The organism is Thioclava sp. PTB-PU3-1, assembly GCF_055666785.1.
In genome coordinates this window covers 133851-154711 of the sequence record NZ_JBVNVL010000002.1, presented here as the reverse complement: position 1 = coordinate 154711, position 20861 = coordinate 133851, and the positions used below count along the sequence as shown (strand labels likewise).

Sequence of the window (20861 nt, the reverse complement as noted above, 5' to 3'; positions counted from 1 at the left end):
GGGGCAGAGCCCCCTCCTCGACCGGCCACCCACACGAAACGAAAAAGGCCGCCCCAGATGGAGCGGCCCTTCCCGAATTCTGTCGTCAGCCGATTACGCGGCGGCGGCGGCTTTCGCCTGCTCGACGATCGCGCCGAAGGCTTCGGGCTCGTGCACGGCGAGATCGGCGAGAACCTTGCGGTCCACTTCGATGCCAGCCTGATTGAGGCCGAAGATGAACTTCGAGTAGCTCAGATCCGCATCGACGGCGCGCACGGCGGCGTTGATACGCTGGATCCAGAGCGCGCGGAAGTTGCGCTTACGGGCTTTACGGTCGCGGGTCGCGTATTGGTTCGCCTTGTCGACCGCCTGGGTCGCAGTGCGGAAGTTGCGCGAGCGCGAGGAATAATACCCTTTCGCCTTCTTGAGCACTTTCTTGTGCGCGGCGTGGGTGACCTTACCGGATTTGACGCGTGCCATTGTTCAAGTCTCCCGAGTTCAGCGGTTATAGGGCATGTATTTCTTGACGATCTTCGTATCCGCCTCGCAGAGCACCATGGTGCCCGAGGTTTCGCGGATGAATTTCGTCGAGCGTTTGATCATGCCGTGACGCTTGCCGGCCGGACCCACCTTGACCTTGCCGGTCGCGGTGAACTTGAACCGCTTCTTGGCAGCGGATTTCGTCTTCATCTTGGGCATTTACAGCTCCTTTGCAGGGTGTGGAAGCGCGACTCGGCATGCCACTTCGGCCGGCCGCGCGGGTTCAGAGTGGGCCTGTTAGACGCCACAGGTCAGTTTGGCAAGGGAAAAATCCGGAACGACCATACCCCGGAGGGGGACGCTAGTAATTGACCACGCGAGCCAACACGCGCGCCACCGCGTCTGGCACCGTCTTGAGCGTATAGCCCCCCGGCCGGGCGTAGAAAGCCAGCAGGATCAACGCACCAGCCACCAGGATCCCGACCGTCGCCGCCCGCGGCGGGCGGCTGTCGGAGAAGGCGGAGATCGCAGCCGGGATCGCGATGATCGCGATCGCCAGCCCGATCGTAAGCAGGAGATCGGCATCTACCGAAGAAAGATCCATCACCTGCGCCCTTGTCACCAACCCTCTCGGGAAAGGTTACTCAGGGTCAGTACGGTAAATCAATCGCTCATCACAGGGCGCGACGCGCAGGATGTTCGTGGTGCCCTGCACGTTGAACGGCACGCCAGCGGTGACGACGATCTGCTGCGTCTCGTCGGCAAAGCCGAAATCGCGCGCCGCGCGGGCGGCGTTGACGACGGCCTGCTTGAACCGCTCCAGCTCGCCGCACGGCACCGCATGCACGCCCCAGGTCAGCGAGACCCGGCGCAGCGTCGCCTCGATCGGCGAAAGCGCGATGATCGGCACCCGCGGACGCTCCCGCGCGATGAGCGCGATCGTCTTGCCCGATTGCGTATAGGCGCAGATCGCCGCGATGTCGGTGGTCTCGGCGATCTCGCGCGCGGCGGCCACGATCCCGTCGGCGACGGTCTGACGGGCCGCATGGCGCGAGGCCTCGATCACTTCACGGTAGGTCGGGTCCTTCTCGACCGAGATCGCGACGTTGTTCATCGTCTCGACCGCTTCGACCGGGTAGTTACCCGCCGCGGATTCCGCGCTCAGCATGACCGCATCGGCGCCCTCGTAGATCGCGGTCGCGACGTCGGAGACCTCTGCGCGGGTCGGCATCGGGCTCTCGATCATCGATTCCAGCATCTGCGTCGCCACGATCACGGGCTTCGCCCAGGTCCGGCACTTGCGGATCAGCTGCTTCTGGATCGGCGGCACGGCCTGAACAGGCAGCTCCACGCCCAGATCGCCGCGGGCGACCATGATCCCGTCCGAAGCCTGAAGAATCTCGTCAAAGCTGCGCACCGCCGAGGGCTTCTCGATCTTCGACAGGATCGCCGCGCGGCCCTTGGCCAGCTCGCGCGCCTCTTCCACGTCCTCGGGACGCTGCACGAAGCTCAGCGCGAGCCAGTCGACACCCATCTCGCAGGCGAATTCCAGATCCTTGCGGTCCTTCTCCGACAGTGCGGCCAGCGGCAGCACCACGTCGGGGACGTTCACGCCCTTGCGGTCCGAGATCGTGCCACCCACGGTGACGGTGCAATTCGCGAAATCGTCGCCGCAGTCATCGACCACCAGACGGATCTTGCCGTCATTGACCAGCAGTTCCGAGCCCGGCTCGAGCGCCTGGAAAATCTCGGGATGCGGCAGGCACACGCGATGCGTGGCGCCGGGCGTCTCGTCGAGATCGAAGCGGAACTTATCGCCGTCTTCCAGCTCCGCCCCATGCGCGGCGAAGGTGCCGACGCGCAGTTTCGGGCCCTGAAGATCCGCGAGGATCGCGATCGGGCGGCCGAATTCGGCTTCGAGTTGGCGAATGATGGCGTGCCGAGCGCGATGCTCTTCGTGGCTGCCATGGCTCATGTTCAGGCGGAACACGTCCGCGCCTGCGACGAACAGAGCTTTGATGCTGTCATAGTCCGAGGAAGAAGGGCCCAGCGTAGCCACGATCTTCACGTTGCGAAGGCGTCTCATGCGTCCTCGTTTTCCGTTCAAATTGATGTCATTTCGTGGGCCAAGTAAGCGTATGGCGCAATTTGTCGCGGGCCGCAACTGGCGTGGCGCAATCTTTCCCGTTATCTGAGCCATATCGAGCAAGCGTGAAGAGACTATGAACGAAAAACAGCCCCTTTCGATCACTGGAGAGGCACGGCCCGGACGCTGGCTGGTCACGTGCGATCATGCGCGCAACACCGTGCCCGACTGGGTGGGCGGCGGCGATCTGGGCATCGACGCCGAAGATATGGCGCGCCACATCGCCTATGACGTGGGCGCGCTGGGGCTGTCCGAGGCACTGGCGGAGCGGCTCGACTCGCCTATGATCGCGAGCGATTTCTCGCGCCTCGTGATCGACCCGAACCGGGGCGAAGACGATCCGACGCTGGTGATGAAGCTTTATGACGGCACGATCATCCCCGCGAACCGCCATGCCGACGCGGCAGAGGTCGAGCGGCGGCTGGACCGGCTCTATCGCCCCTATCATGCGGAATATGCCCGGCTCGCGGCGCGGCGCGACGATACGGTGATCTGCGCGGTTCACTCCTTTACACCGCGCCTGCGCGGGCGACCGCCCCGGCCGTGGGATGTCGGCATCCTGCATGCCCCGGCCGATCCGCGTCTCGCCTATGAGATGATCGCGGCGCTCGAAGCCGAGGGCGATCTCTGCGTGGGCGACAACCAACCCTATCTGGGCCATCTGGAAGGCGACTCGATCGACCGCCACGCGCTGGCGCATCGCCGCCCGAACGTGCTGATCGAGCTGCGCAACGATTTGATCGGGACGCCCGAGCAGCAATCCGCATGGGCCGACCGTCTGACGCCGATTCTGACGCGGGTTCTGGCGCAGAGCGGGCTGTAATTGGCGACAGTGGCCGCATGGCGCGAGGGATTGTTTCCAAGCGACGTTACTCCTGCCACATTTTGATCACATTCTATTGACGCTTTCGTGAGTGTCGCGGATATTTTCTCTGATTTCAGGGGGATATCACCGATGCTCGCGACTCTTCTTCTCGCCTTCCTGCCGATGGCGCTCCTTGTCGGGGCCAGCCTCGACGGTGGCGGCGATCATAAAGATGACCATGACGACGAGGAGGCGGCTCGTCCTGATGAAGAGGGCACCGGCACAGGCGAGGAGATCGACATCTCCGAGCCCGATCAGCTGACCGAAGGCACGTCGGGCGACGACACGATCCGTGGCACCGATGGGACCGACACCGTTATGGGGCTCGCAGGCGACGACGACATCTATCTCGGCGATGGCAATGACGGCGGCGACCTCTCCCCCGAGGACCAGCAGGCGATGGATCAGGCGACGAGCCTCGGCGAATTCCTCGATCTTTATGAGGCGTCAGGGGTCTTCGGCGCGGTCGGCGGCTCGGGCGACGACTATATAGACGCGGGCGCGGGCAACGACTCGATCACCGGAAGCCAGGGCGACGACACGCTGCGCGGCAATCTCGGTGCCGATTACCTCATGGATGCGGAAGGGTCGAACGCCCTCTTTGGCGGCTATGGCGATGACGAACTCTATGCCGTCGATCAGGACGGCGCGCCCGACCTGCTCGATGGCGGGGCGAATAACGACTACCTCCATGGCGACGACGGCGACACGATGACCGGCGGCACCGGATCGGATTGGTTCGGGGTCAACTGGAACGAGGGAGACGCGCCGGTAACCGTGACCGATTTCGGACAGCTCGGCCCGAACCCGCCCCCCGGCGCGCTCGGCGAATTTCTGGGCATCGAGGTGGACGACCTCGACAACGTGTCCGACTTCACCGTCTCGCAAAGCGGCAGCGACTCCATCGTGTCGATCAATGGCCAGCAGGTCGCGACGCTCAAGGATGTCGAATATGCCGCGCTCAAGGCGGCGGGCGGCGCGATCTATGCAACCGACGGACTCAACTACGGTCAGCCAGTCTACGCCTGACCCGTTCTCGAATCGTGTCGGGAGGCCGCCGATCGCGCGGCCTCCTTCCGTTTCGGTAAAGCCCCAAAAACGCGACCATATCCGATCGCGATACTAATCCTCGCCATTCTCTCTGATGGTTAACGACCCCTGAACAATGGGCCGGTTTCGGCCTCACAAAACTTTTGCGCAGCCGACAAAATGTCGCGACGATCAAGGCAAGATCAGGAGAAACCATGCTCGCCTTGTTCATCGCCACCACCATCGCGTTATGCCTTCTCGGCTGGGCCGAGGGGCTGCCGCGCCAGCGCCAGGTTCGCGCCGCCGCCGACACCGGAGCGGAGGCCGCCACGATGACCGCTGCGCCCGCGCAGGTCTCTTCGCCGAAAGAGGCGCTCGGCGCTTCGGCGGAGGACGCGAACGACCTCGATGCCGCCGTGATGATGCGCATCGAAGCGCTGCTGGCGCATCCGAACCAACAGGCCGAGACCCGCGCACACACCCCGGCACCTGCACCCGCCGCAGGCCCCGAGCCGCTGCCGCGCATAAACGGGTTCGAACCGGGCGACGCCATCGCCCTCGATTTCACCGGCTCTGCGCCCCGCCGCGACGACATCACCTTCCGCACCTGCGCCGAAGGCACGCTCGTCGTGATCGAAGGTCAGGCCGAACTGGTCATCACAGGCATCGCGCCCGAGCAAATCGCGCCAGATGCCTTCCAATTCCGCGCTCATGCGGCGGCCTGAGAGACACCGCCCGCATGACAGGAAAAGACCCCGGTTGGGCTGGCCGGGGTCTTTTCTTATTTAAGTTCAGGATGTTGCGCCTCGGCGCGGATCAGATCGCGGCCTTGCGGCTCTCGTCGAGATAGATCTCGCGCAGACGCATAGCCACCGGGCCAACCGCGCCCTCGCCCACCGCCTCGCCGTCGATCTCCACCACCGGCATCACGAAAGCCGAGGCCGACGTGAAGAAAGCTTCATCCGCACCCTGCGCCTCTTCGATGGTGAAGGGACGCTCCTCGATCTCCATCTGGCTCTCGGCGGCATATTTCAGCAGCGAGGCGCGGGTGATCCCGTGCAGGATGTCGTGGCTCAGATGCCGCGTGATGATCTTGTTGCCCTTCACGATATAGACGTTGTTCGACGAGCCTTCGGTCACGAAGCCATCTTCTACGAACCACGCATCGTTCTTGCCCGCCTTCTCGGCCGCCATCTTGGCCATCGACGGATAGAGCAGCTGCACGGTCTTGATGTCGCGGCGATGCCAACGCAGGTCGGGCAGCGAGATCACCTTGATGCCCTGTTTCGCCTTCGGATCGTCGGCGAGGTTCGGCTTCGACTGGGTATACAGCACCACGGTCGGGGGCGTGCCCTCCGGCGGGTAGTGAAAATCGCGATCGCCCGCATTCCCGCGCGAGACCTGAAGGTAGATCATCCCTTCGTCGAGATCGTTACGCTTGACCAGTTCGCGGTGAATCTCGATCCATTGGTCTCGGCTCAGATCGCAGGTCATCTCCAGCTCCGCGAGCGAGCGACCGAGCCGGTTCATGTGACCTTCGAATTCGAGGATCTTGCCGCCCAGAACGGAAGTCACCTCATAGACCGCATCGCCCATCACGAAACCACGGTCGAAGACGGAGACCTTGGCCTCTTCCTCGGGAATATACTCTCCGTTGAGATAGACGATCCGGCTCATATTCTTGCTCCTTGAAAACTCAGCCCCAGAGCTCCGGCTCCGGCGGCTCCACCACGCTGCCCTTGTAACGCAGCGGCACATCGCGGTCTTCGGCCAGAAGCAGCGGGCCGTCAAGATCGACGTAATCCGCCCCCTGCGCGACCAGCATCGCCGGCGCCATCGCGAGCGACGAGCCCACCATGCAGCCGACCATCACACCGAACCCCTCGGCGCGCGCGAGATCTCGCAGCCGCAGGGCCTCGGTCAGCCCGCCGGTCTTGTCCAGCTTGATGTTGATGACGTCGTATTTTCCGCGCAGATCGGTAAGCCCGTCGCGCGTATGGCAGCTCTCATCAGCGCAGATCGGCACCAGCCGCTGGATATCCGACAGCGCCTCGTCCCCCGCCGCAGGCAAGGGTTGCTCGACCAGCGCGACGCCCAGCTTCTTCAGCTCGGCCTGAATGTCGAGGAAAGTCTCGATCTCCCAGCCTTCATTCGCATCGACGATGATCTTCGACTCCGGCGCCCCTTCGCGCACTGCGCGCAGACGCGGCATGTCTTCGGGCGTGCCGAGCTTGATCTTCAGCAACGGGCGATGCGCATGCTCGGCGGCCGCCGCGCGCATCTTCTCGGGCTCGTCCAGCGACAGCGTATAGGCCGTGGTCTGGCTCACGGGCTTGTCCAACCCGGCCAGCTCCCAGACCGGAACGCCCTTCTTCTTGGCTTCCCAATCCCACAAAGCGCAATCGACCGCGTTGCGGGCGGCGCCTGCGGGCAGCGCCTCTTGCAGCTCCGCACGGGAAATCCCTTGCGGCAGGCTTTCGATCTGCGCGGTAACGCTGTCGAGGCTTTCGCCGTACCGCGCATAGGGCACGCATTCGCCCCGCCCCGTCACGCCCTCGCGCTCCAGCGTCACGCTCAGCACATGCGCCTCGGTGCGCGAGCCGCGCGCGATGGTAAAGACCTGCGCCAGCTTGAACGTATCATGACTCACCCGGATCATCCGCGCCCCCTTCGACTTGGTGCAAATATCCCCGCCGGAGGCATCCGGCAGGGGTCACAAGCGAGACAATCAGATCGCGGCGAGCGCGTCCACCAGCTTGCCAGCACCGAAGCGGAACGGATCGGTCGTGGGCAGGCCCATTTCTTCTTCGACCTTCGCGAGATAGGCCTTCGCCTCGTCTTCACCCATCTTCTGGGTGTTCACCGAGATGCCGACCACCTGACAGGCGGGATTGGCGACCTTCGCCAGCGCCAGCGCCATATCGCTCAGCTCTTGCAGCGAGGGCAGCTTGTAGCCCGGCAGCCCGCGCATATGGGTGCGCGTCGGCTCATGCGCGAGGATCAGCGCGTCGGGCTGGCCGCCATGGATCAGCGCCATCGTCACGCCCGAATAGGAGACGTGGAACAGGCTGCCCTGCCCCTCGATCAGATCCCAGTGGTCGGGATCGTTGTCGGGCGTCAGGTATTCGATCGAGCCGGCCATGAAATCCGCGATCACCGCGTCGAGCGGCACGCCGTCGCCAGTGATCAGGATGCCCGTCTGGCCTGTCGCCCGGAAGCTGGCCTTCATGCCGCGCTCGCGCATCTCGCGCTCCATGCAAAGCGCGGTATACATCTTGCCCGCCGAACAATCGGTACCGACTGCAAGGCAGCGCTTGCCGGTGCGCTTCTCGCCATTCGCGATCGGGTATTTCACCGCCGGGATGCGCACGTCGTGCAGCTGACGCCCGCAGGCCTTTGCGACCGCGACCAGATCGGGCTCGTCGCGCAGCAGGTTGTGCAGGCCCGACGCGAGGTCGAGACCTTCTTCCAGCGCCTCGATCAGCACCTTCTTCCAGCCCTGCGAGATCAGGCCGCCACGGTTTGCGACGCCGATCACCAGCGTCTTGCAGCCCTTCGCGATGGCTTCTTTGATATCGAGATCGGGGATGCCCATGTCGGCCTGGCATCCCTCCATCCGGTACTGGCCGACGGCATATTCGGGCCGCCAGTCCTTGATCCCCTGCGCGACTTTCGCGGACAAGGGATCGGGGGCATCGCCCAGAAACAGTAGATAAGGGGTGTCGATCAGCGACATGCGTGTCTCCCTGTGGTCTGTGTTTTGTCTTGTTTGTTGATGATATTAGGGCGCGGCGCAAAAATTTCTTGGGGATTTCCGTGCAACATTTCCGGCAAAACGGAAGATCCTTCGGCAAAAGCGCCAACTCGCCGCAATTTCGTGCATAACCCGGATTTTCGGATGCCAGCAATGCTGCAGCGCGGCCCTGATTCTGCGCCTGCAAAATCGCCTTGCAAGAGGCCGCGCAACAATATACCCAATCCGCAACCCAAAACGTAACTTCCTTGCGAAAGGCCGCTTCATGAGCTTCCGCGTTCAACCCACGCCCCCTGCCCGTCCGAACCGCTGCCAGCTTTTCGGCCCCGGCTCGAACACCAAGCTCTTCCCGAAAATGGCCGCCTCCGCCGCCGATGTGATCAATCTCGACCTCGAAGATTCGGTCGCGCCCAACGATAAGGCGCAGGCGCGGCGCAACATCATTCAGGCCAGCCACGAGATCGACTGGGGCAACAAATACCTCTCGGTCCGTATTAACGGTCTCGACACGCCCTATTGGTATCGCGACGTCGTCGAACTGCTCGAAGAAGGCTCCGAGCGCATCGACCAGATCATGATCCCGAAAGTCGGCTGCGCGGCGGATGTCTATGCGGTCGACGCGCTCGTCACCGCGATCGAAACCGCGAAGGGGCGCAGCAAGAAAATCTCGCTCGAAGTCATCATCGAAAGCGCTGCCGGCCTCGCGCATGTCGAGGAAATCGCTGCATCTTCTCCGCGCCTGCAGGCGATGAGCCTTGGTGCTGCCGACTTCGCCGCCTCGATGGGCATGCAGACCACCGGCATCGGCGGGACGCAGGAAAACTACTACATGCTCCGCAACGGCGAGAAGCATTGGTCCGACCCGTGGCACTGGGCGCAGGCCGCCATCGTGGCCGCCTGCCGCACTCACGGCATTTTGCCGGTCGATGGCCCGTTCGGCGATTTCTCCGACGACGATGGTTTCCGCGCGCAGGCGCTGCGCTCGGCGACGCTCGGCATGGTGGGCAAATGGGCCATCCACCCCAAGCAGATTTCTCTTGCAAATGAAGTCTTTACGCCTTCTGATGAGGCCGTGACGGAGGCCCGTGAAATCCTTGCGGCGATGGAAGAGGCCAAGGCACGCGGCGAAGGTGCGACCGTCTACAAAGGCCGTCTCGTCGACATTGCGTCAATCAAACAAGCTGAAGTGATTGTAAGACAAGCCGAAATGATTAAAGATTAAGCCGCGCGCGAACGAATCGCGATATAGTTATCGAATCCCGGAGCGGTTGGGAGGGGAGGCCCGGCCGCATGAGGGAAAAGGAGCGCCCTGGCTTACGGCCGGGGCGTTTCCGTTTTTCTAGCGCCGGGGAATCCCACGCAAACGCCATCTAGCCGCGCTGTGCGACGGCCCGATGACAGTTCCGCAAATTGCTGCGCCTCAGCCCTGCAGCGGCAAGCGGATCTCCGTCAGCAAATCTTCCGGCTTCGTGTTCATCGGATCGTTGAGATAGACCTCGTAGGCCACCAGATCGCGGTGCTCCATCCCCGAGGCCGGGAACCAGTCCTCGTCCAGCCAGCGATACGCCTCGGGCAGTTGCTCATAGGGCCCCTTCACCGTCACCACCGCATATTTCCCGGCCGGATAGCGAATCTCCGCAAGCGGCGGGAAGATCACGAACCCCTCGCCCACCGCGAAACAGGCATGCGAGCGCAGCTCCTCCGCCGGCACTTTGCGCGGATTGTCGTGCCCGATCATCGCCGCGTGCTCGACTTCCGCCCAGGACGGCTCCGGGATCAGCGAGACAAGTTTCTGAAAGACCGGGCCGACCGACGGGTAAGGCCCTTTATGTGCCAGCCCGGCAAGCCGCACCGCTGGCATCTCTTTGATCTCGACTTCATACGCCAAATTAACCCTCATCCGGTTAAAGTGCGCGTTTCCTCGATCACTCTATCACCTCCCATCCGCCGCGCCTATGAGGCAAGGCGCCGCCGCTCCCGCAATCGGGACGCGCCCGCCATGCGCCACCCAGTTGCAATTCCCGAGCGTTGAAGACATTAAGGGCGCGAGTTTCCGGATGCGGAGTGATCCATGACCTATCTCGAATTCGAAAAGCCGCTGGCAGAGATCGAAGGCAAAGCCGAAGAGCTGCGCGCGCTGGCCCGGCAAAACGAAGAGATGGATGTCGACAAGGAAGCGTCAGCCCTCGACAAGAAGGCCGAGGCGATGCTGCGCGACCTCTACAAAGACCTGTCGCCCTGGCGCAAATGTCAGGTCGCGCGCCATCCCGACCGTCCGCATTGCAAGGACTATATCGACCAGCTCTTCACCGAGTACACGCCGCTTGCAGGCGATCGCAACTTCGCCGACGATCACGCGGTGATGGGCGGCCTAGCGCGTCTCGGCGACAAGCCGGTGATGGTGATCGGCCACGAGAAGGGCAACGACACCGCAAGCCGCATCGAGCGCAACTTCGGCATGGCCCGCCCCGAGGGCTACCGCAAGGCGATCCGCCTGATGGACATGGCCGCCCGCTTCGGCCTGCCGGTCGTCGCCCTGATCGACACCCCTGGCGCCTATCCCGGCAAGGGTGCGGAAGAGCGCGGCCAGTCCGAAGCCATCGCCCGCTCGACCGAGAAATGCCTGCAGATCGGCGTGCCGCTGATCTCGGTCATCATCGGCGAAGGTGGCTCGGGCGGCGCTGTGGCCTTCGCCACCGGCGACCGTGTCGCGATGCTGGAACATTCCGTCTATTCGGTGATCTCGCCCGAAGGCTGCGCCTCGATCCTGTGGAAGGATTCCGAGAAGATGCGCGAAGCCGCCGAGGCGCTGCGCCTGACCGCGCAGGATCTCAAGAAGCTCGGCGTGATCGACCGCATCATCTCCGAACCGATGGGCGGCGCACAGCGCGATTCCACGGCGACCATCGCCTCGGTCGGCTCGGAAATCTCGCTGATGCTGGCAGAGCTGGAGGGCAAGAAGCCCGCCGATCTGATCAAGGCACGGCGCAAGAAGTTCCTCGACATGGGCACGAAGGGGCTTTCGGCCTAAACCGAAGCCCCCGCGCATCGTGAACCGGCCTCACGCCGGTTCCGCCTGCCTGCGCATCAACCCTGCCCCCAGCGCAAGCGCAATGATGACCGCGCCGTAGATCTCGGTCGTCAGCCGCAGCCCGAGTTCCGGCACGGCCAGCCCCGCCAGCACAGCAGGCACCCCGAAGGCCGAGTAAGCCAGCGTGAACAGCGCCGCGAACAGCCCGCCACGCTCATCGGGCGCGGCCAGCGGCGCGAGCGAGCGCAACACCCCCGCGAAACAGGTACCAAAGCCGATCCCCGCGATGAAGACGCTCGCAAGATAGAGCGCGAAACTCCCCGTCGTGAGCGCCGCGAGCGACAGCACCGTGCCCAGCACCAGCCCGTCCGTCCCCAGAAGCGCGATACGGCGCGGCGCCAGATTGCGCGTGGCGTAGCACGAGGCCGCTCCGGTCCCCGAAAGCAGCGCCACGATCGCGCCCTGCGCCAGCGCCGTGTGAACCTCGAAGACCTGCGCCACGATCGGCGCCCCCAGCGAAAGGAATAGCGAGCCGGTCCCCCACCCCGCCAGCACCGCGGGCGCACCGCGCCGGAAAGCCGCACGGATATGGGGCGGCACAGAGACCTGCGGGCGCAGCGAGGCCAGCGTCCCCTCATGGCGCGGCGCGGTTTCCGGCGGCAGCCAGACCAGCACCGCCAGCAGGCCATAGATCAGCGCGAGCCCGAGGAAGGTCACCAGACGCGGCGCAGGCGCGTAGGCCAGCAACGCCCCGCCCGCGAGCGCCCCGGCCGCCAGCCCCGCCAAGGGCGCGACCGCGTTCCAGACTGCCGCGAGACCGGGCCGCGCAGACGGCTCATGATCGGTCGAACTCGCACTCAGCGTCGAGATCAGCAGGCCGCTCGCCATCCCCTGCAACACCCGTGCCAGCAGCAGCGTCATCGCCGTATCCGCCCAAAGGAATTCGAGCATCCCGAGCGCAAGCAGCACGAAGCCCACCGACAGGACCGGTCGCCGTCCGAGATGATCGGAGAGCCGCCCGAAGACCAGCAAGGTTATCAGAAGCGCCCCGGCATAGATCGCGAAGATCCCCGTCATCATCGCCGAGGAAAAGCCGATCCGCGCCTGCAGGACCGGGTAGAAGGGCGACGGCGCACTGGCCCCGGCCAGCATCAGCACGAGCCCCATGATCGCCAGCACGAAGCCTGCGCGGCTCCGCGTCGGCAGACTTGGAGAGGCGCCGTTCGGGCCGGGATCTGTCTCGTCGGTCATCGCTGTCTCCTGAGGCGTAGGTTCGAAAATTCTCGAACCTCCACATACTCGACATGGCCGATGGTTCAAGTATTATCGAACCATGAACACACAACCCGAACTCCCGCACCCTCCGCTCGAGGCGCTGTCGCTCTCGCAGGTGCTCTTCGCGCTAAGCGACCCGGCGCGACGCGAGATCGCGCGCAACCTGCGCGAGGGACCGCTTGAAGCTGCGGCCTGCAGCTCGGCAGGCGCAGATGTCCCGAAGTCGACGAAATCTCACATTCTCAAGGTCTTGCGGGAATCCGGCGTGATCCGTAACGAGCCAAACCCGAACGGCCGCGGCCGCCTGCTCACCTTGCGCCGGGACGACCTTGAGGCGCGCTTCCCCGGCCTGATCGACCCAATCCTCGACGCCGATCTTCGCGACAGCTGATCACGCCAACGTGTTCAACGCATGCCACCCGCAGCGCCGCGGCACCTCTTCCTCTTGGCAGAAATATCCCCGCCGGAGGCTCGCTCCGCCGCCACCCGCTCAGGGCTTCGGCAGCGCGAATCCGGCCTCCAGCATCAGCGCATCCGAGCGCGGCTCGACCACTGCCTCGACCGCCGCCAGCGTCTGCGGCGCAGAGCCCGCAGCTTCGATCGCCGGCAGGAACTCGGTCACCGCCACGCCCGACCGGATCGGCCAGCCGCGCTTGCTCCAGAACAGGCCCGCATTGGTCGCGGCGGGCACCACCGGCAGCTTCGTGGCTTCCGCCACCACGCCCACACCCTGCTTGTAGCGGCGCCTCTCGCCCGGCGGCACGCGCGTGCCCTCGGGATAGATGATCAGCTGACCCAGCCCATGGGTCGCCCGCGCCTCTTCGACCGCGCCCAGCATCACCTTCATCGCCTCCGCCCCCTTGGAGCGATCGATTGGAATGCAGCCCGCCTTATGCGCGAACCAGCCCATGACCGGCACGTTCAGCAGCGCCTTTTTCATCACGAAAGCCCGGCGCGGCAGGTGATTGGCGAGGATCAGAATGTCGAAAAAGCTCTGATGCTTGGCAGCGACGATGCAGTCGCCCTCGGGCGGCGTGCCGCGCAGCTCATAGCGCAGCCCCAGATAGACCCGCGCCATATCCAGCAGATGCTGCGTCCAGATTCCGGCGGTGCGATGCACGCCGGCCCGCCCCTTGGGCAACACCTGAAACACAAGCCCCCAGGCCCCGATCAGCACCGTCGCGAGCGCGATGTGAACGTAGTACAGCCCGGTCATCACATGGGTCAGCGGCGTGACTTTTCCGGGGCGGCGCGAAGGGTCGGACATCAGCGAAGTCTCCTGAGCATACGCAGCGCGGCGAAACGGGTGGCGGCAAAGGCCACGATCGCGGCGATCGGCGGAATGATCAATGGCCAGAGCCATGCGGCCCCGGAAAAGCCCAAACCGGTGAGGAAGCCGCCCGCAGCCTCGGTCGAAGGCAGCAGCGCCACCGCCAGCATCCCCAAGACCGTGCCCGCCACCGCACCGATCAGCCCGCGCGTGGTGAAGCGACGCACGAAGGCCCGCGCGATGAAGGCGTCTTTCGCGCCCACCAACCGCAGCGTCGCGATCACCTGACCGTTCGCGGCCAGCGCGGCCTGTGCGGCCAGCGTGATCATCCCCGCCATTGCGCCGAAGATCAGCAGCAGCGACAGCAGGCCGAGCGTGCGAATCCGCTCCGCCGCCGCAACCAGCGGACGCCGCCAGCGGGTATGGTCGTCGAAGATCGCGCCGGGCGCTTCGGCCTGCAGCCGCAGGCGCAGCCCCTCGGCATCGACGCCCGCGCCGGTCTCGGTCACCGCAATCAGCTTGGGCAGCGGCAGCGCATCCACCGGCAGATCGGGACCGAACCACGGCTTCAGCAGGCCCTTCATCTCGTCGTCGCCCATCACCCGCGACGAGGCGACGCCCGGCGTCGTCTTCAGCACCTCCTGCACGGCGGCGACCTGCGCATCCATCTGCTCGGGCGGGGCAGAGATGCGGATCGTGGCCGAGCGCGCGAGGCTATCCGCCCAGCGATCCGCAAGCCGCCCGGTCGCCAGCGACAGCGCCAGCGCAAAGACCGCAAGAAACGCCATCGCAGCGGCGGTGAATAGCGTCAGCCGCGCGGTGAACCCGGTCGGCGGCACGACCCGATCCGGCCCGGTCGTCTCGGAGGCGAATGTCAGCAAGGTCAGCTTCACAGATCGGCCCCCGCCGTATGCAGATGGCGCTTCGCGATGCGCAGAACCCGTGCCGAGACCTGCGGCTTCGCCTGCCGGATCAGGTTCAGATCGTGGGTCGCGATCACCACCGTCTTGCCCATCTTGTTCAGCTCGACCAGCAGCGACAGCAACCGCAGCGACATCTCCCAATCGAGGTTCCCGGTCGGCTCGTCGGCGAGAATTACGTCCGGCGACATGATGACCGCGCGGGCCAGAGCGACGCGTTGCCGCTCCCCGCCCGACAGTTGCGGCGGCAGCGCATTCGCCTGCCGTTTCAGCCCAACCCAGGCCAGCAATTCGCGCAGCTGGGTCATGTCGGGCGTGCGGCGATTGACCGTCATCGGCAGCGCCACGTTCTCTTCCACCGAGAGGTGGTCGAGGAACTGGCAGTCCTGATGCACGACGCCGATACGCTGGCGCAGCCCGGCGATTTCGTCCCGGTCCATCCCGCGCACATCCTTGCCGAACAAGGACAAATGCCCTGCCGTCGGCAGCAATTCCGCGTAGCATAATTTGAGAAATGTGGTCTTCCCGGCCCCCGACGGTCCGGTCAGAAAATGGAATGACCCCGGGGCAAGCGTCAGGGACATATCGCTTAACAGCTCCGCCCCGCTATAGCTCATCGCCACATTTTGCAGCTCGATCACTGCCAGCCCCTTTATTTGGTGCGCGTTTCGCGAATTAAGTGGCCCAAATCATTTGGACATTCCGCCCGCGCTTGCTACAACATAAGAAAGTGGTTGGCCAGAACGGCAAAACGCCAACACGGGCAGGGATGGGACAATATGCGGTTGGTTTGCCCCAATTGCGGTGCGCAATACGAAGTGGATGACGCTGTCATCCCAGATGGCGGACGGGATGTGCAATGCTCCAATTGCGGGCACGGCTGGTTTCAGCCGAGCAAGGATATGTTCTCCGCCGAACCCGACACCACCACCGCTGCGCCCCCGCCCGAAGGTTGGGATCTCGACACCGAGACGGAGGCAGAGGCAGAGACTGCACCCGAGGAAGCTGAGGCTGAGGTGACGGCGGAGACGCCCGCCGAATCTGAGCCCGTTTCCGAATCCGAGCAACCCTCCGAACCCGAACATGTTTCCGAGCCCGAGCCGCTTCCCGAACCCGAGCAACAACCCGAGCCCGAGGCCGCAACGCCCCTGCCCGAACCTGAGCCAGTCGTGACGACGCAAAGCACGGACGACACGGATGCCGCCATTGCGGCGATGGTCTCGACGCCGGAGCCCGAGGATCAGGACGACGACGAGGAAGAGCCGGGCCTCGGCCCCGCCCCGCGTGTCGGCGCGACCCCGCGCAAACCGCTCGATGACGGGCTGCTGTCGATCCTGCGCGAAGAGGCCGAGCGCGAAGCCGCGCAGCGCCGCGCCGAAGGCTCGAGCGAGCTTGAGACGCAAGACGAATTGAACCTCGAAGAGCGCGAGACCAGCGAAGACGCGGAACGCGCTGCCGAGGCCGCCGCCGCCGATCTGGCGCGCCGCCGCAAAAGCGCGCAGGACTTCTCCGATCTCAACGAGTCCGAAGAGGATCGCGTGGCCGACCTGCTCGGCGAGGACGACGAAGACATGCGCGCGATCCGCGGACGCGAACGGCTGCCCGACATCGACGAGATCAACTCGACCCTCACCGCGACCTCGGATCGCGAGGGCGACAGCGTGGCCGAATTCTCGCCGGAAATGGCGCGCCGCCGCCGCTCTGGCTTCAGCCGCGGCTTCATCTTCGTGATGGCGATCACCGCGATCCTGGCGCTGCTCTATGCCTTCGCGCCGGACATTGCCGCGAAAGTCCCGGCGCTGAAATCGCCGCTGACGCAATATGTCGTCGCGGTGGACGAGGGGCGCATCTGGCTCGACGACCAGTTGCAGATCCTGACGCATCGCCTCTCGCCCGAGGCGACCTCGGACGGCTTCACCGAATAAGTTTTCCTAATAATCTGCCGCCGCGCATAAGTTGAACTTATGGGCGCGCGGCGTCAGCCCGCGTTCGAGAACTGGTCGAGCAGCCGCTTGAGGTAGTCCAGCTCTTCCTCGGGGCGCAGACGATCGGCCGAGCGGCGGCGGATTTCATCGAGCAGATCCTGCGCCCGGCGATAGACATCCTCGCCATTCAGCATCTGACGGTCGGTGCCAAGCTGATTGCCCTCGCCCTGCGCGCGGCCAAGCGGATCGCGCGGCATTTCACGCCCACCCTGCTGTCCGGGCTGACCCGCCTGCTGATTGCCCTGCTGGCCGGGCTGCTGGCCGTCGCGGCGCGCCTGTTCGTTGCGCATCGCCTCGCCAAGCGCGCGCATCCCTTCGCGCAGCGCCTCGATCGCGTCGGCCTGACGGTCGATCGCCGCCGAGTTGTCGCCCTCGCGCAGCGCTTCCTCGGCCTGATCCATCGCGCGCCCGGCATCGTCGAAACGCTTCTCGGCCTGCTGGCCCGCCTCGTTGCCGAAGCCCGGCAGCAGCCCGCGCTGACGGTCGAGTTCACGACGCAGTGCGCGCTGGCGATCCGCGAGGCTCTGGCCGTCGACACCGCCCTGCCCGCCTTTCATGCCCGGCTGGTCGCCCTGCCCCTGACCGTCGCGCTGCGCCTGCCCGTCCTGACCTTGGCCCTGACCGGGCTGGTCGCCGGGCTGCTGGCCCTGACCTTGTTGGCCTTGCTCGCCCTGCTGGCCTTGTTGACCCTGCTGGCCTTGCTGCTGACCCTGTTGCCCTTGCTGACCTTGCTGGCCCTGCTGACCGTTCTCGGCCTGCTGCTGGCGCTCCTCCGGGGTCATGAACTGATCCTGCAGATCGCGGAACGCATCGTCCGACAGCTCCTGCTGCTTGCGCAGCGTATCTTGCATGTCGCGCATCGCCTGACCGCCGGGCATGTCGCCCTGACCGCCCTGCCCTTGCTGGACCTTGAGGTTCTCCATCATCCGCGCGAGCTGATCGAGCAGTTCCTGCGCCTCGGCCATCCGGCCTTCCTCCATCAGCTTCTGGATCTGGTCCATCATCTGCTGGATCTGGTCGCCGGTGATCTGTTGGCCCTGCTGTTGCTGCTGACCGAATTGCGGCCCCTGTTCCTGCTGCTGCGAGCGCTCGGCAAGCATCCGGATGTAATTGTCGGTCGCCTCTTTCAGCTCCTGCATGAGCTTGGCGATCTCATCTTTCGAGGCCCCGTTGCGGATCGCCTCGGAGAGCTTTTCCTGCGCCTTCTGCATCGCGGCCAGCGCATCGGCGAGCCCGCCATCCTCGACCAGTTCGGCCATCTTCCACAGCGCCTCGGCGATCTCATCGCGGGCCTCGGGGGACAGGTCGGGATCGTCGAGCCGCCCGACCACGAGGCGGATCATCAGGTAGACCTCCTCGCGCTTGATGAAGCCCTCGTGCCGGTTCGAGATCGCCCGCAGCAGCTGATCGGCATAGCCGCGATTGTCGCGCGACCACAGCAGATCGCGGCGCACTTCGATCAGGGCAGAGGCAAGCGGGTCGAAGAAGCGCTTGCCGGGCAGGATGATCTCCTGCGTGCCGGAAGTGCCGGTCTGGCCGCGCCCGTCCTCGACATCGAGCGTCAGTTTCACCGGCAGGTTCGCCCAAGGGTGCTTCGCGGCATCCTCGACGAGGCTCTCGGTAAAATCGGCGCGCGAGCCGGAAATCGGCAGCGGCAGATCATAGATCAGATCGTCGCGCGGCTCGGGCGGAATTTGCAGACCGTAACGGCGATCGACCTTCGCCAGATCGAGCGAAATCACTGCATGGCCCTTGGTCACGGCGTAGTCGTCCTGCGCGGAGAAGGGCAAGCTCAGCTTGCCATCGGCGCGGCGATCCGGCGTCCCGGCCAGCGCGACAGAGGGCGCCTCGTCGGGGCGCACCACCACATTGAAGCGGCGCGCGGCGGGGCCTTTGAACTCCAGAAGCCCGTCGCGGACGGCCTCGAATTCGTGGGTCTCGATGCCGCTCGCGGTCTGCGCCGCACCCTGTTCGGGCAACGCGGCAGGGTTCGAGACACTCTCGGAAAAGCCGATCGCGCCGGAGGACCCGTAAAGCCGGATCGAAAAGCGGGTGCCTTCAGGCACGATCAGCTCGTCGCCCTCGACCTTGTTCAGATAGAGCCCCGGCTTGCCGGTATAGCGCGGCGGCGCGGCCCAGCCTTCCCAGCTTGGGCCCATTGCGGCTTCGGCAGAGCCCGCAGGCGTCGGCAGCCCCTCGGTCGGATGCAAAAGCCGCTGCGGCACGCCGAAGATAACCGCGACGACCAAGGCCGTCAGCGCGGTCAGACGCAGCGCATAGGGATCGCGGCGGGCAAGATCAGGTTTCGGGCGCGGCGCGCGGGCGGCTTGCGCGGCCTTGGCCATGCGCCGCAGATGCGCCATCCAAAGCGCGCGGGCGGCGGGATCGTCCTGCCCCAGCGCCATCTCGTCGGTCAGCGCCGAAAGCGGGCGGCCCGGCAGCGTCGCATCGAGTCGCGCAATCGCATCCACCCGGCGCGGCCAGCGCATCCGCCACGCGCCCCATGCCAGCGCGACGAGCGACGCGATCAGCGCGACCAGCCAGAACCAGCGCCCGCCCGGCCCCAGATAGGCGGGCAGCGCGAAGGCGATGGCGGTGGCGATCAACGCAAGAACCGAAAGAAGCGGCCAGAACGCGCGCAGCCCCCGCTCGACGATCATCCCGGCATGGGTGAGCGCAATAGGCCGGGCGAGCGGGGCCAGAGCGGCCTGCCCGTCCTCCTTCGTCGCCGCGTCGCGCGAAGCTTTGCTGAACCAGTTCCTGACCGGCATACTCTCCCTATCCGTCGGCCCCGATTCCCTTCCTACGGATCAGAGCCACTCCGGGATGGTATCGCGGGAGAGCATTTCCTCAAAGCTCGGTCTTGCCCGAATGAGAGCGAATTCGCCGCCGCGGACCAGAACCTCGGGGATCAGCGGACGCGAATTGTATTCCGACGACATGACCGCGCCGTAAGCCCCCGCCGAACGGAAGGCGACCAGATCGCCCGGGCCGAGCGGCGTCAGATTGCGCGCCTTTGCGAAAGTGTCGCCGGTCTCGCACACCGGGCCGACGATATCGAAAGGCGCGGATTCGGTGCCCGGATCGGCTTCGATCACCGGGACGATGTCGTGATAGGCGCCATACATCGAGGGCCGCACGAGGTCGTTCATCGCCGCGTCGAGAATGAGGAAATCGCGCCCCTCGCCCTCTTTCAGCCAGATCACCGAGGAGACCAGCAGCCCGGCATTGCCCGAAATCAGGCGGCCCGGTTCGATCTCGATCTCGCAGCCCAGATCGCCGACGGTGCGCTGGATCACCTGCCCGTATTCAATGGGGAGCGGCGGCGCGGAGTTCGACCGCTCATAGGGAATCCCAAGACCGCCGCCGAGGTCGAGACGACGGATATCGTGGCCATCTGCGCGCAGCGCCTCGGTCAGTTCGCGGACCTTGAGGAAGGCGGCCTCGAAGGGCTCCAGATCGGTCAGCTGCGATCCGATATGCACGTCGATGCCCACGACATCGATGCCGGGCAGCTTGGCCGCCTCGGCATAGACCGCGCGGGACTTGGCAATCGGGATGCCGAACTTGTTCTCGGATTTGCCGGTCGCGATTTTCTCATGGGTCTTCGCGTCGACATCTGGGTTCACCCGCAGCGCGATCGGCGCGGTGACGCCCATCGACGCGGCAATCTCAGAAATCGCGAGCAGTTCCGGCTCGGACTCGACATTGAACTGGCGAATGCCGTTCTCGAGGACGTAAGCGATCTCCTCGCGGGTCTTGCCCACGCCCGAGAAGACCACGCGATCCCCCGGTACGCCAGCCGCCCGCGCCCGGCGATATTCGCCGCCCGAGACCACGTCCATGCCCGCGCCCAGATCGCCCAGAACCTTCAGCACCGCGAGGTTCGAGTTCGATTTGATCGCGAAGCAGATCAGGTGATCCGTCCAGCCGAGCGCCTCTTCGAACAGCTTGAAATGGCGCTCCAGCGTGGCGGTCGAATAGACGTAGAACGGCGTGCCAACAGCGGCCGCGATCTCGGGGATCGGCACATCCTCTGCATGAAGGACGCCGTCGCGATAGAGGAAATGATCCATGAGAGGTCTCGATTACTGGGACTGGCTACCATCCGCCTCGGACGGCGGGAC

The 20861-nt window shown here is 65.1% G+C and carries 21 protein-coding genes and 1 pseudogene; 8 read left to right on the top strand and 14 right to left on the bottom strand.

Annotated elements, in window-relative coordinates; genetic code table 11:
* Positions 1 to 93: 93 nt before the first annotated feature.
* The 4 genes from rplT to pyk form a co-directional block, all read right to left on the bottom strand.
* Complete coding sequence (gene rplT / locus ACZ7GB_RS06230; RefSeq protein WP_078522551.1) at positions 94 to 459, bottom strand: 50S ribosomal protein L20; 366 nt, start codon at positions 457 to 459, stop codon at positions 94 to 96.
* Positions 460 to 477: 18 nt separating this feature from the next.
* Entirely contained in the window at positions 478 to 678 is a 201-nt protein-coding gene (rpmI, locus tag ACZ7GB_RS06225; RefSeq protein WP_078542184.1) for a 50S ribosomal protein L35, read from the bottom strand.
* Between the two features lie 142 nt (positions 679 to 820).
* Positions 821 to 1063, bottom strand: coding sequence for a hypothetical protein (locus tag ACZ7GB_RS06220; RefSeq protein WP_078548903.1), 243 nt, complete (start codon positions 1061 to 1063; stop codon positions 821 to 823).
* A gap of 36 nt (positions 1064 to 1099) precedes the next feature.
* Positions 1100 to 2545 carry a pyruvate kinase gene (gene pyk, locus ACZ7GB_RS06215; protein WP_078548906.1) on the bottom strand — a complete coding sequence of 482 codons (1446 nt, stop codon included), beginning with the start codon at positions 2543 to 2545 and terminating at the stop codon, positions 1100 to 1102.
* Between the two features lie 136 nt (positions 2546 to 2681).
* On the opposite strand from pyk, the gene ACZ7GB_RS06210 reads away from it, so the two are divergent.
* The 3 genes from ACZ7GB_RS06210 to ACZ7GB_RS06200 all read left to right on the top strand — a co-directional run bounded on the left by ACZ7GB_RS06210 (position 2682) and on the right by ACZ7GB_RS06200 (position 5224).
* Entirely contained in the window at positions 2682 to 3428 is a 747-nt protein-coding gene (locus tag ACZ7GB_RS06210) for an N-formylglutamate amidohydrolase (protein ID WP_472157992.1), read from the top strand.
* Between the two features lie 132 nt (positions 3429 to 3560).
* Positions 3561 to 4499, top strand: a complete 939-nt coding sequence (locus ACZ7GB_RS06205) for a calcium-binding protein (protein ID WP_472157991.1) — start codon at positions 3561 to 3563, stop codon at positions 4497 to 4499.
* A 215-nt stretch (positions 4500 to 4714) separates the two neighbouring features.
* Positions 4715 to 5224 (top strand): hypothetical protein, encoded by a 510-nt coding sequence (locus ACZ7GB_RS06200; RefSeq protein WP_472157990.1) that lies wholly within the window; start codon positions 4715 to 4717, stop codon positions 5222 to 5224.
* Between the two features lie 91 nt (positions 5225 to 5315).
* Here ACZ7GB_RS06200 and ACZ7GB_RS06195 read toward each other — a convergent pair whose 3' ends face one another.
* The 3 genes from ACZ7GB_RS06195 to dgcN form a co-directional block, all read right to left on the bottom strand.
* Complete coding sequence (locus ACZ7GB_RS06195; RefSeq protein WP_472157989.1) at positions 5316 to 6176, bottom strand: D-amino-acid transaminase; 861 nt, start codon at positions 6174 to 6176, stop codon at positions 5316 to 5318.
* A gap of 19 nt (positions 6177 to 6195) precedes the next feature.
* Positions 6196 to 7158: an N-acetyl-D-Glu racemase DgcA gene (gene dgcA, locus ACZ7GB_RS06190; protein WP_078600529.1), complete on the bottom strand. Its 963-nt coding sequence runs from the start codon at positions 7156 to 7158 to the stop codon at positions 6196 to 6198.
* A 69-nt stretch (positions 7159 to 7227) separates the two neighbouring features.
* A complete protein-coding gene (dgcN, locus tag ACZ7GB_RS06185) occupies positions 7228 to 8229 on the bottom strand; it encodes an N-acetyltransferase DgcN (protein WP_472158462.1) in 1002 nt (333 codons plus the stop codon).
* Positions 8230 to 8518: 289 nt separating this feature from the next.
* Here dgcN and ACZ7GB_RS06180 point away from each other — a divergent pair, with 289 nt between their 5' ends.
* The gene (locus ACZ7GB_RS06180) at positions 8519 to 9475 is read left to right on the top strand and encodes an L-malyl-CoA/beta-methylmalyl-CoA lyase (RefSeq protein WP_078522543.1); all 957 of its coding nucleotides are present in this window, start codon (positions 8519 to 8521) and stop codon (positions 9473 to 9475) included.
* Positions 9476 to 9673: 198 nt separating this feature from the next.
* On the opposite strand, the gene ACZ7GB_RS06175 is transcribed toward ACZ7GB_RS06180, so the two are convergent.
* Entirely contained in the window at positions 9674 to 10141 is a 468-nt protein-coding gene (locus tag ACZ7GB_RS06175) for an AraC family transcriptional regulator (protein WP_168174752.1), read from the bottom strand.
* A 183-nt stretch (positions 10142 to 10324) separates the two neighbouring features.
* On the opposite strand from ACZ7GB_RS06175, the gene ACZ7GB_RS06170 reads away from it, so the two are divergent.
* On the top strand, positions 10325 to 11284 hold the full coding sequence (locus ACZ7GB_RS06170; RefSeq protein ID WP_078548923.1) for an acetyl-CoA carboxylase carboxyltransferase subunit alpha: 960 nt from the start codon (positions 10325 to 10327) through the stop codon (positions 11282 to 11284).
* Positions 11285 to 11314: 30 nt separating this feature from the next.
* Here ACZ7GB_RS06170 and ACZ7GB_RS06165 read toward each other — a convergent pair whose 3' ends face one another.
* Positions 11315 to 12535 (bottom strand): MFS transporter, encoded by a 1221-nt coding sequence (locus ACZ7GB_RS06165; RefSeq protein ID WP_472157988.1) that lies wholly within the window; start codon positions 12533 to 12535, stop codon positions 11315 to 11317.
* A gap of 82 nt (positions 12536 to 12617) precedes the next feature.
* Between ACZ7GB_RS06165 and ACZ7GB_RS06160 the strand changes: the two genes are divergently transcribed.
* Positions 12618 to 12950, top strand: coding sequence for an ArsR/SmtB family transcription factor (locus ACZ7GB_RS06160; protein WP_472157987.1), 333 nt, complete (start codon positions 12618 to 12620; stop codon positions 12948 to 12950).
* Between the two features lie 99 nt (positions 12951 to 13049).
* On the opposite strand, the gene ACZ7GB_RS06155 is transcribed toward ACZ7GB_RS06160, so the two are convergent.
* Genes ACZ7GB_RS06155 through ACZ7GB_RS06145 form a run of 3 tightly spaced genes read right to left on the bottom strand, consistent with a single transcriptional unit; the run spans position 13050 to position 15390 of the window.
* Positions 13050 to 13826, bottom strand: a complete 777-nt coding sequence (locus ACZ7GB_RS06155; RefSeq protein WP_472157986.1) for a lysophospholipid acyltransferase family protein — start codon at positions 13824 to 13826, stop codon at positions 13050 to 13052.
* Positions 13826 to 14722, bottom strand: coding sequence for a cell division protein FtsX (locus tag ACZ7GB_RS06150; protein WP_078542196.1), 897 nt, complete (start codon positions 14720 to 14722; stop codon positions 13826 to 13828). Before ACZ7GB_RS06150 ends, ACZ7GB_RS06155 begins: the two co-directional genes overlap by 1 nt.
* Positions 14719 to 15390: a cell division ATP-binding protein FtsE gene (locus tag ACZ7GB_RS06145; protein ID WP_078569836.1), complete on the bottom strand. Its 672-nt coding sequence runs from the start codon at positions 15388 to 15390 to the stop codon at positions 14719 to 14721. The genes ACZ7GB_RS06150 and ACZ7GB_RS06145 overlap by 4 nt, the downstream gene beginning before the upstream one ends.
* 138 nt (positions 15391 to 15528) lie before the next feature.
* Between ACZ7GB_RS06145 and ACZ7GB_RS06140 the strand changes: the two are divergent.
* A pseudogene (locus tag ACZ7GB_RS06140) lies at positions 15529 to 15585 on the top strand (MJ0042-type zinc finger domain-containing protein); the annotation flags it as partial.
* A gap of 66 nt (positions 15586 to 15651) precedes the next feature.
* Complete coding sequence (locus ACZ7GB_RS06135; protein WP_472158479.1) at positions 15652 to 16674, top strand: hypothetical protein; 1023 nt, start codon at positions 15652 to 15654, stop codon at positions 16672 to 16674.
* A gap of 53 nt (positions 16675 to 16727) precedes the next feature.
* Here ACZ7GB_RS06135 and ACZ7GB_RS06130 read toward each other — a convergent pair whose 3' ends face one another.
* Positions 16728 to 19505 (bottom strand): DUF4175 domain-containing protein, encoded by a 2778-nt coding sequence (locus ACZ7GB_RS06130; protein WP_472157985.1) that lies wholly within the window; start codon positions 19503 to 19505, stop codon positions 16728 to 16730.
* Between the two features lie 39 nt (positions 19506 to 19544).
* The gene (gene lysA / locus ACZ7GB_RS06125) at positions 19545 to 20810 is read right to left on the bottom strand and encodes a diaminopimelate decarboxylase (RefSeq protein WP_472157984.1); all 1266 of its coding nucleotides are present in this window, start codon (positions 20808 to 20810) and stop codon (positions 19545 to 19547) included.
* Positions 20811 to 20861: the final 51 nt, after the last annotated feature.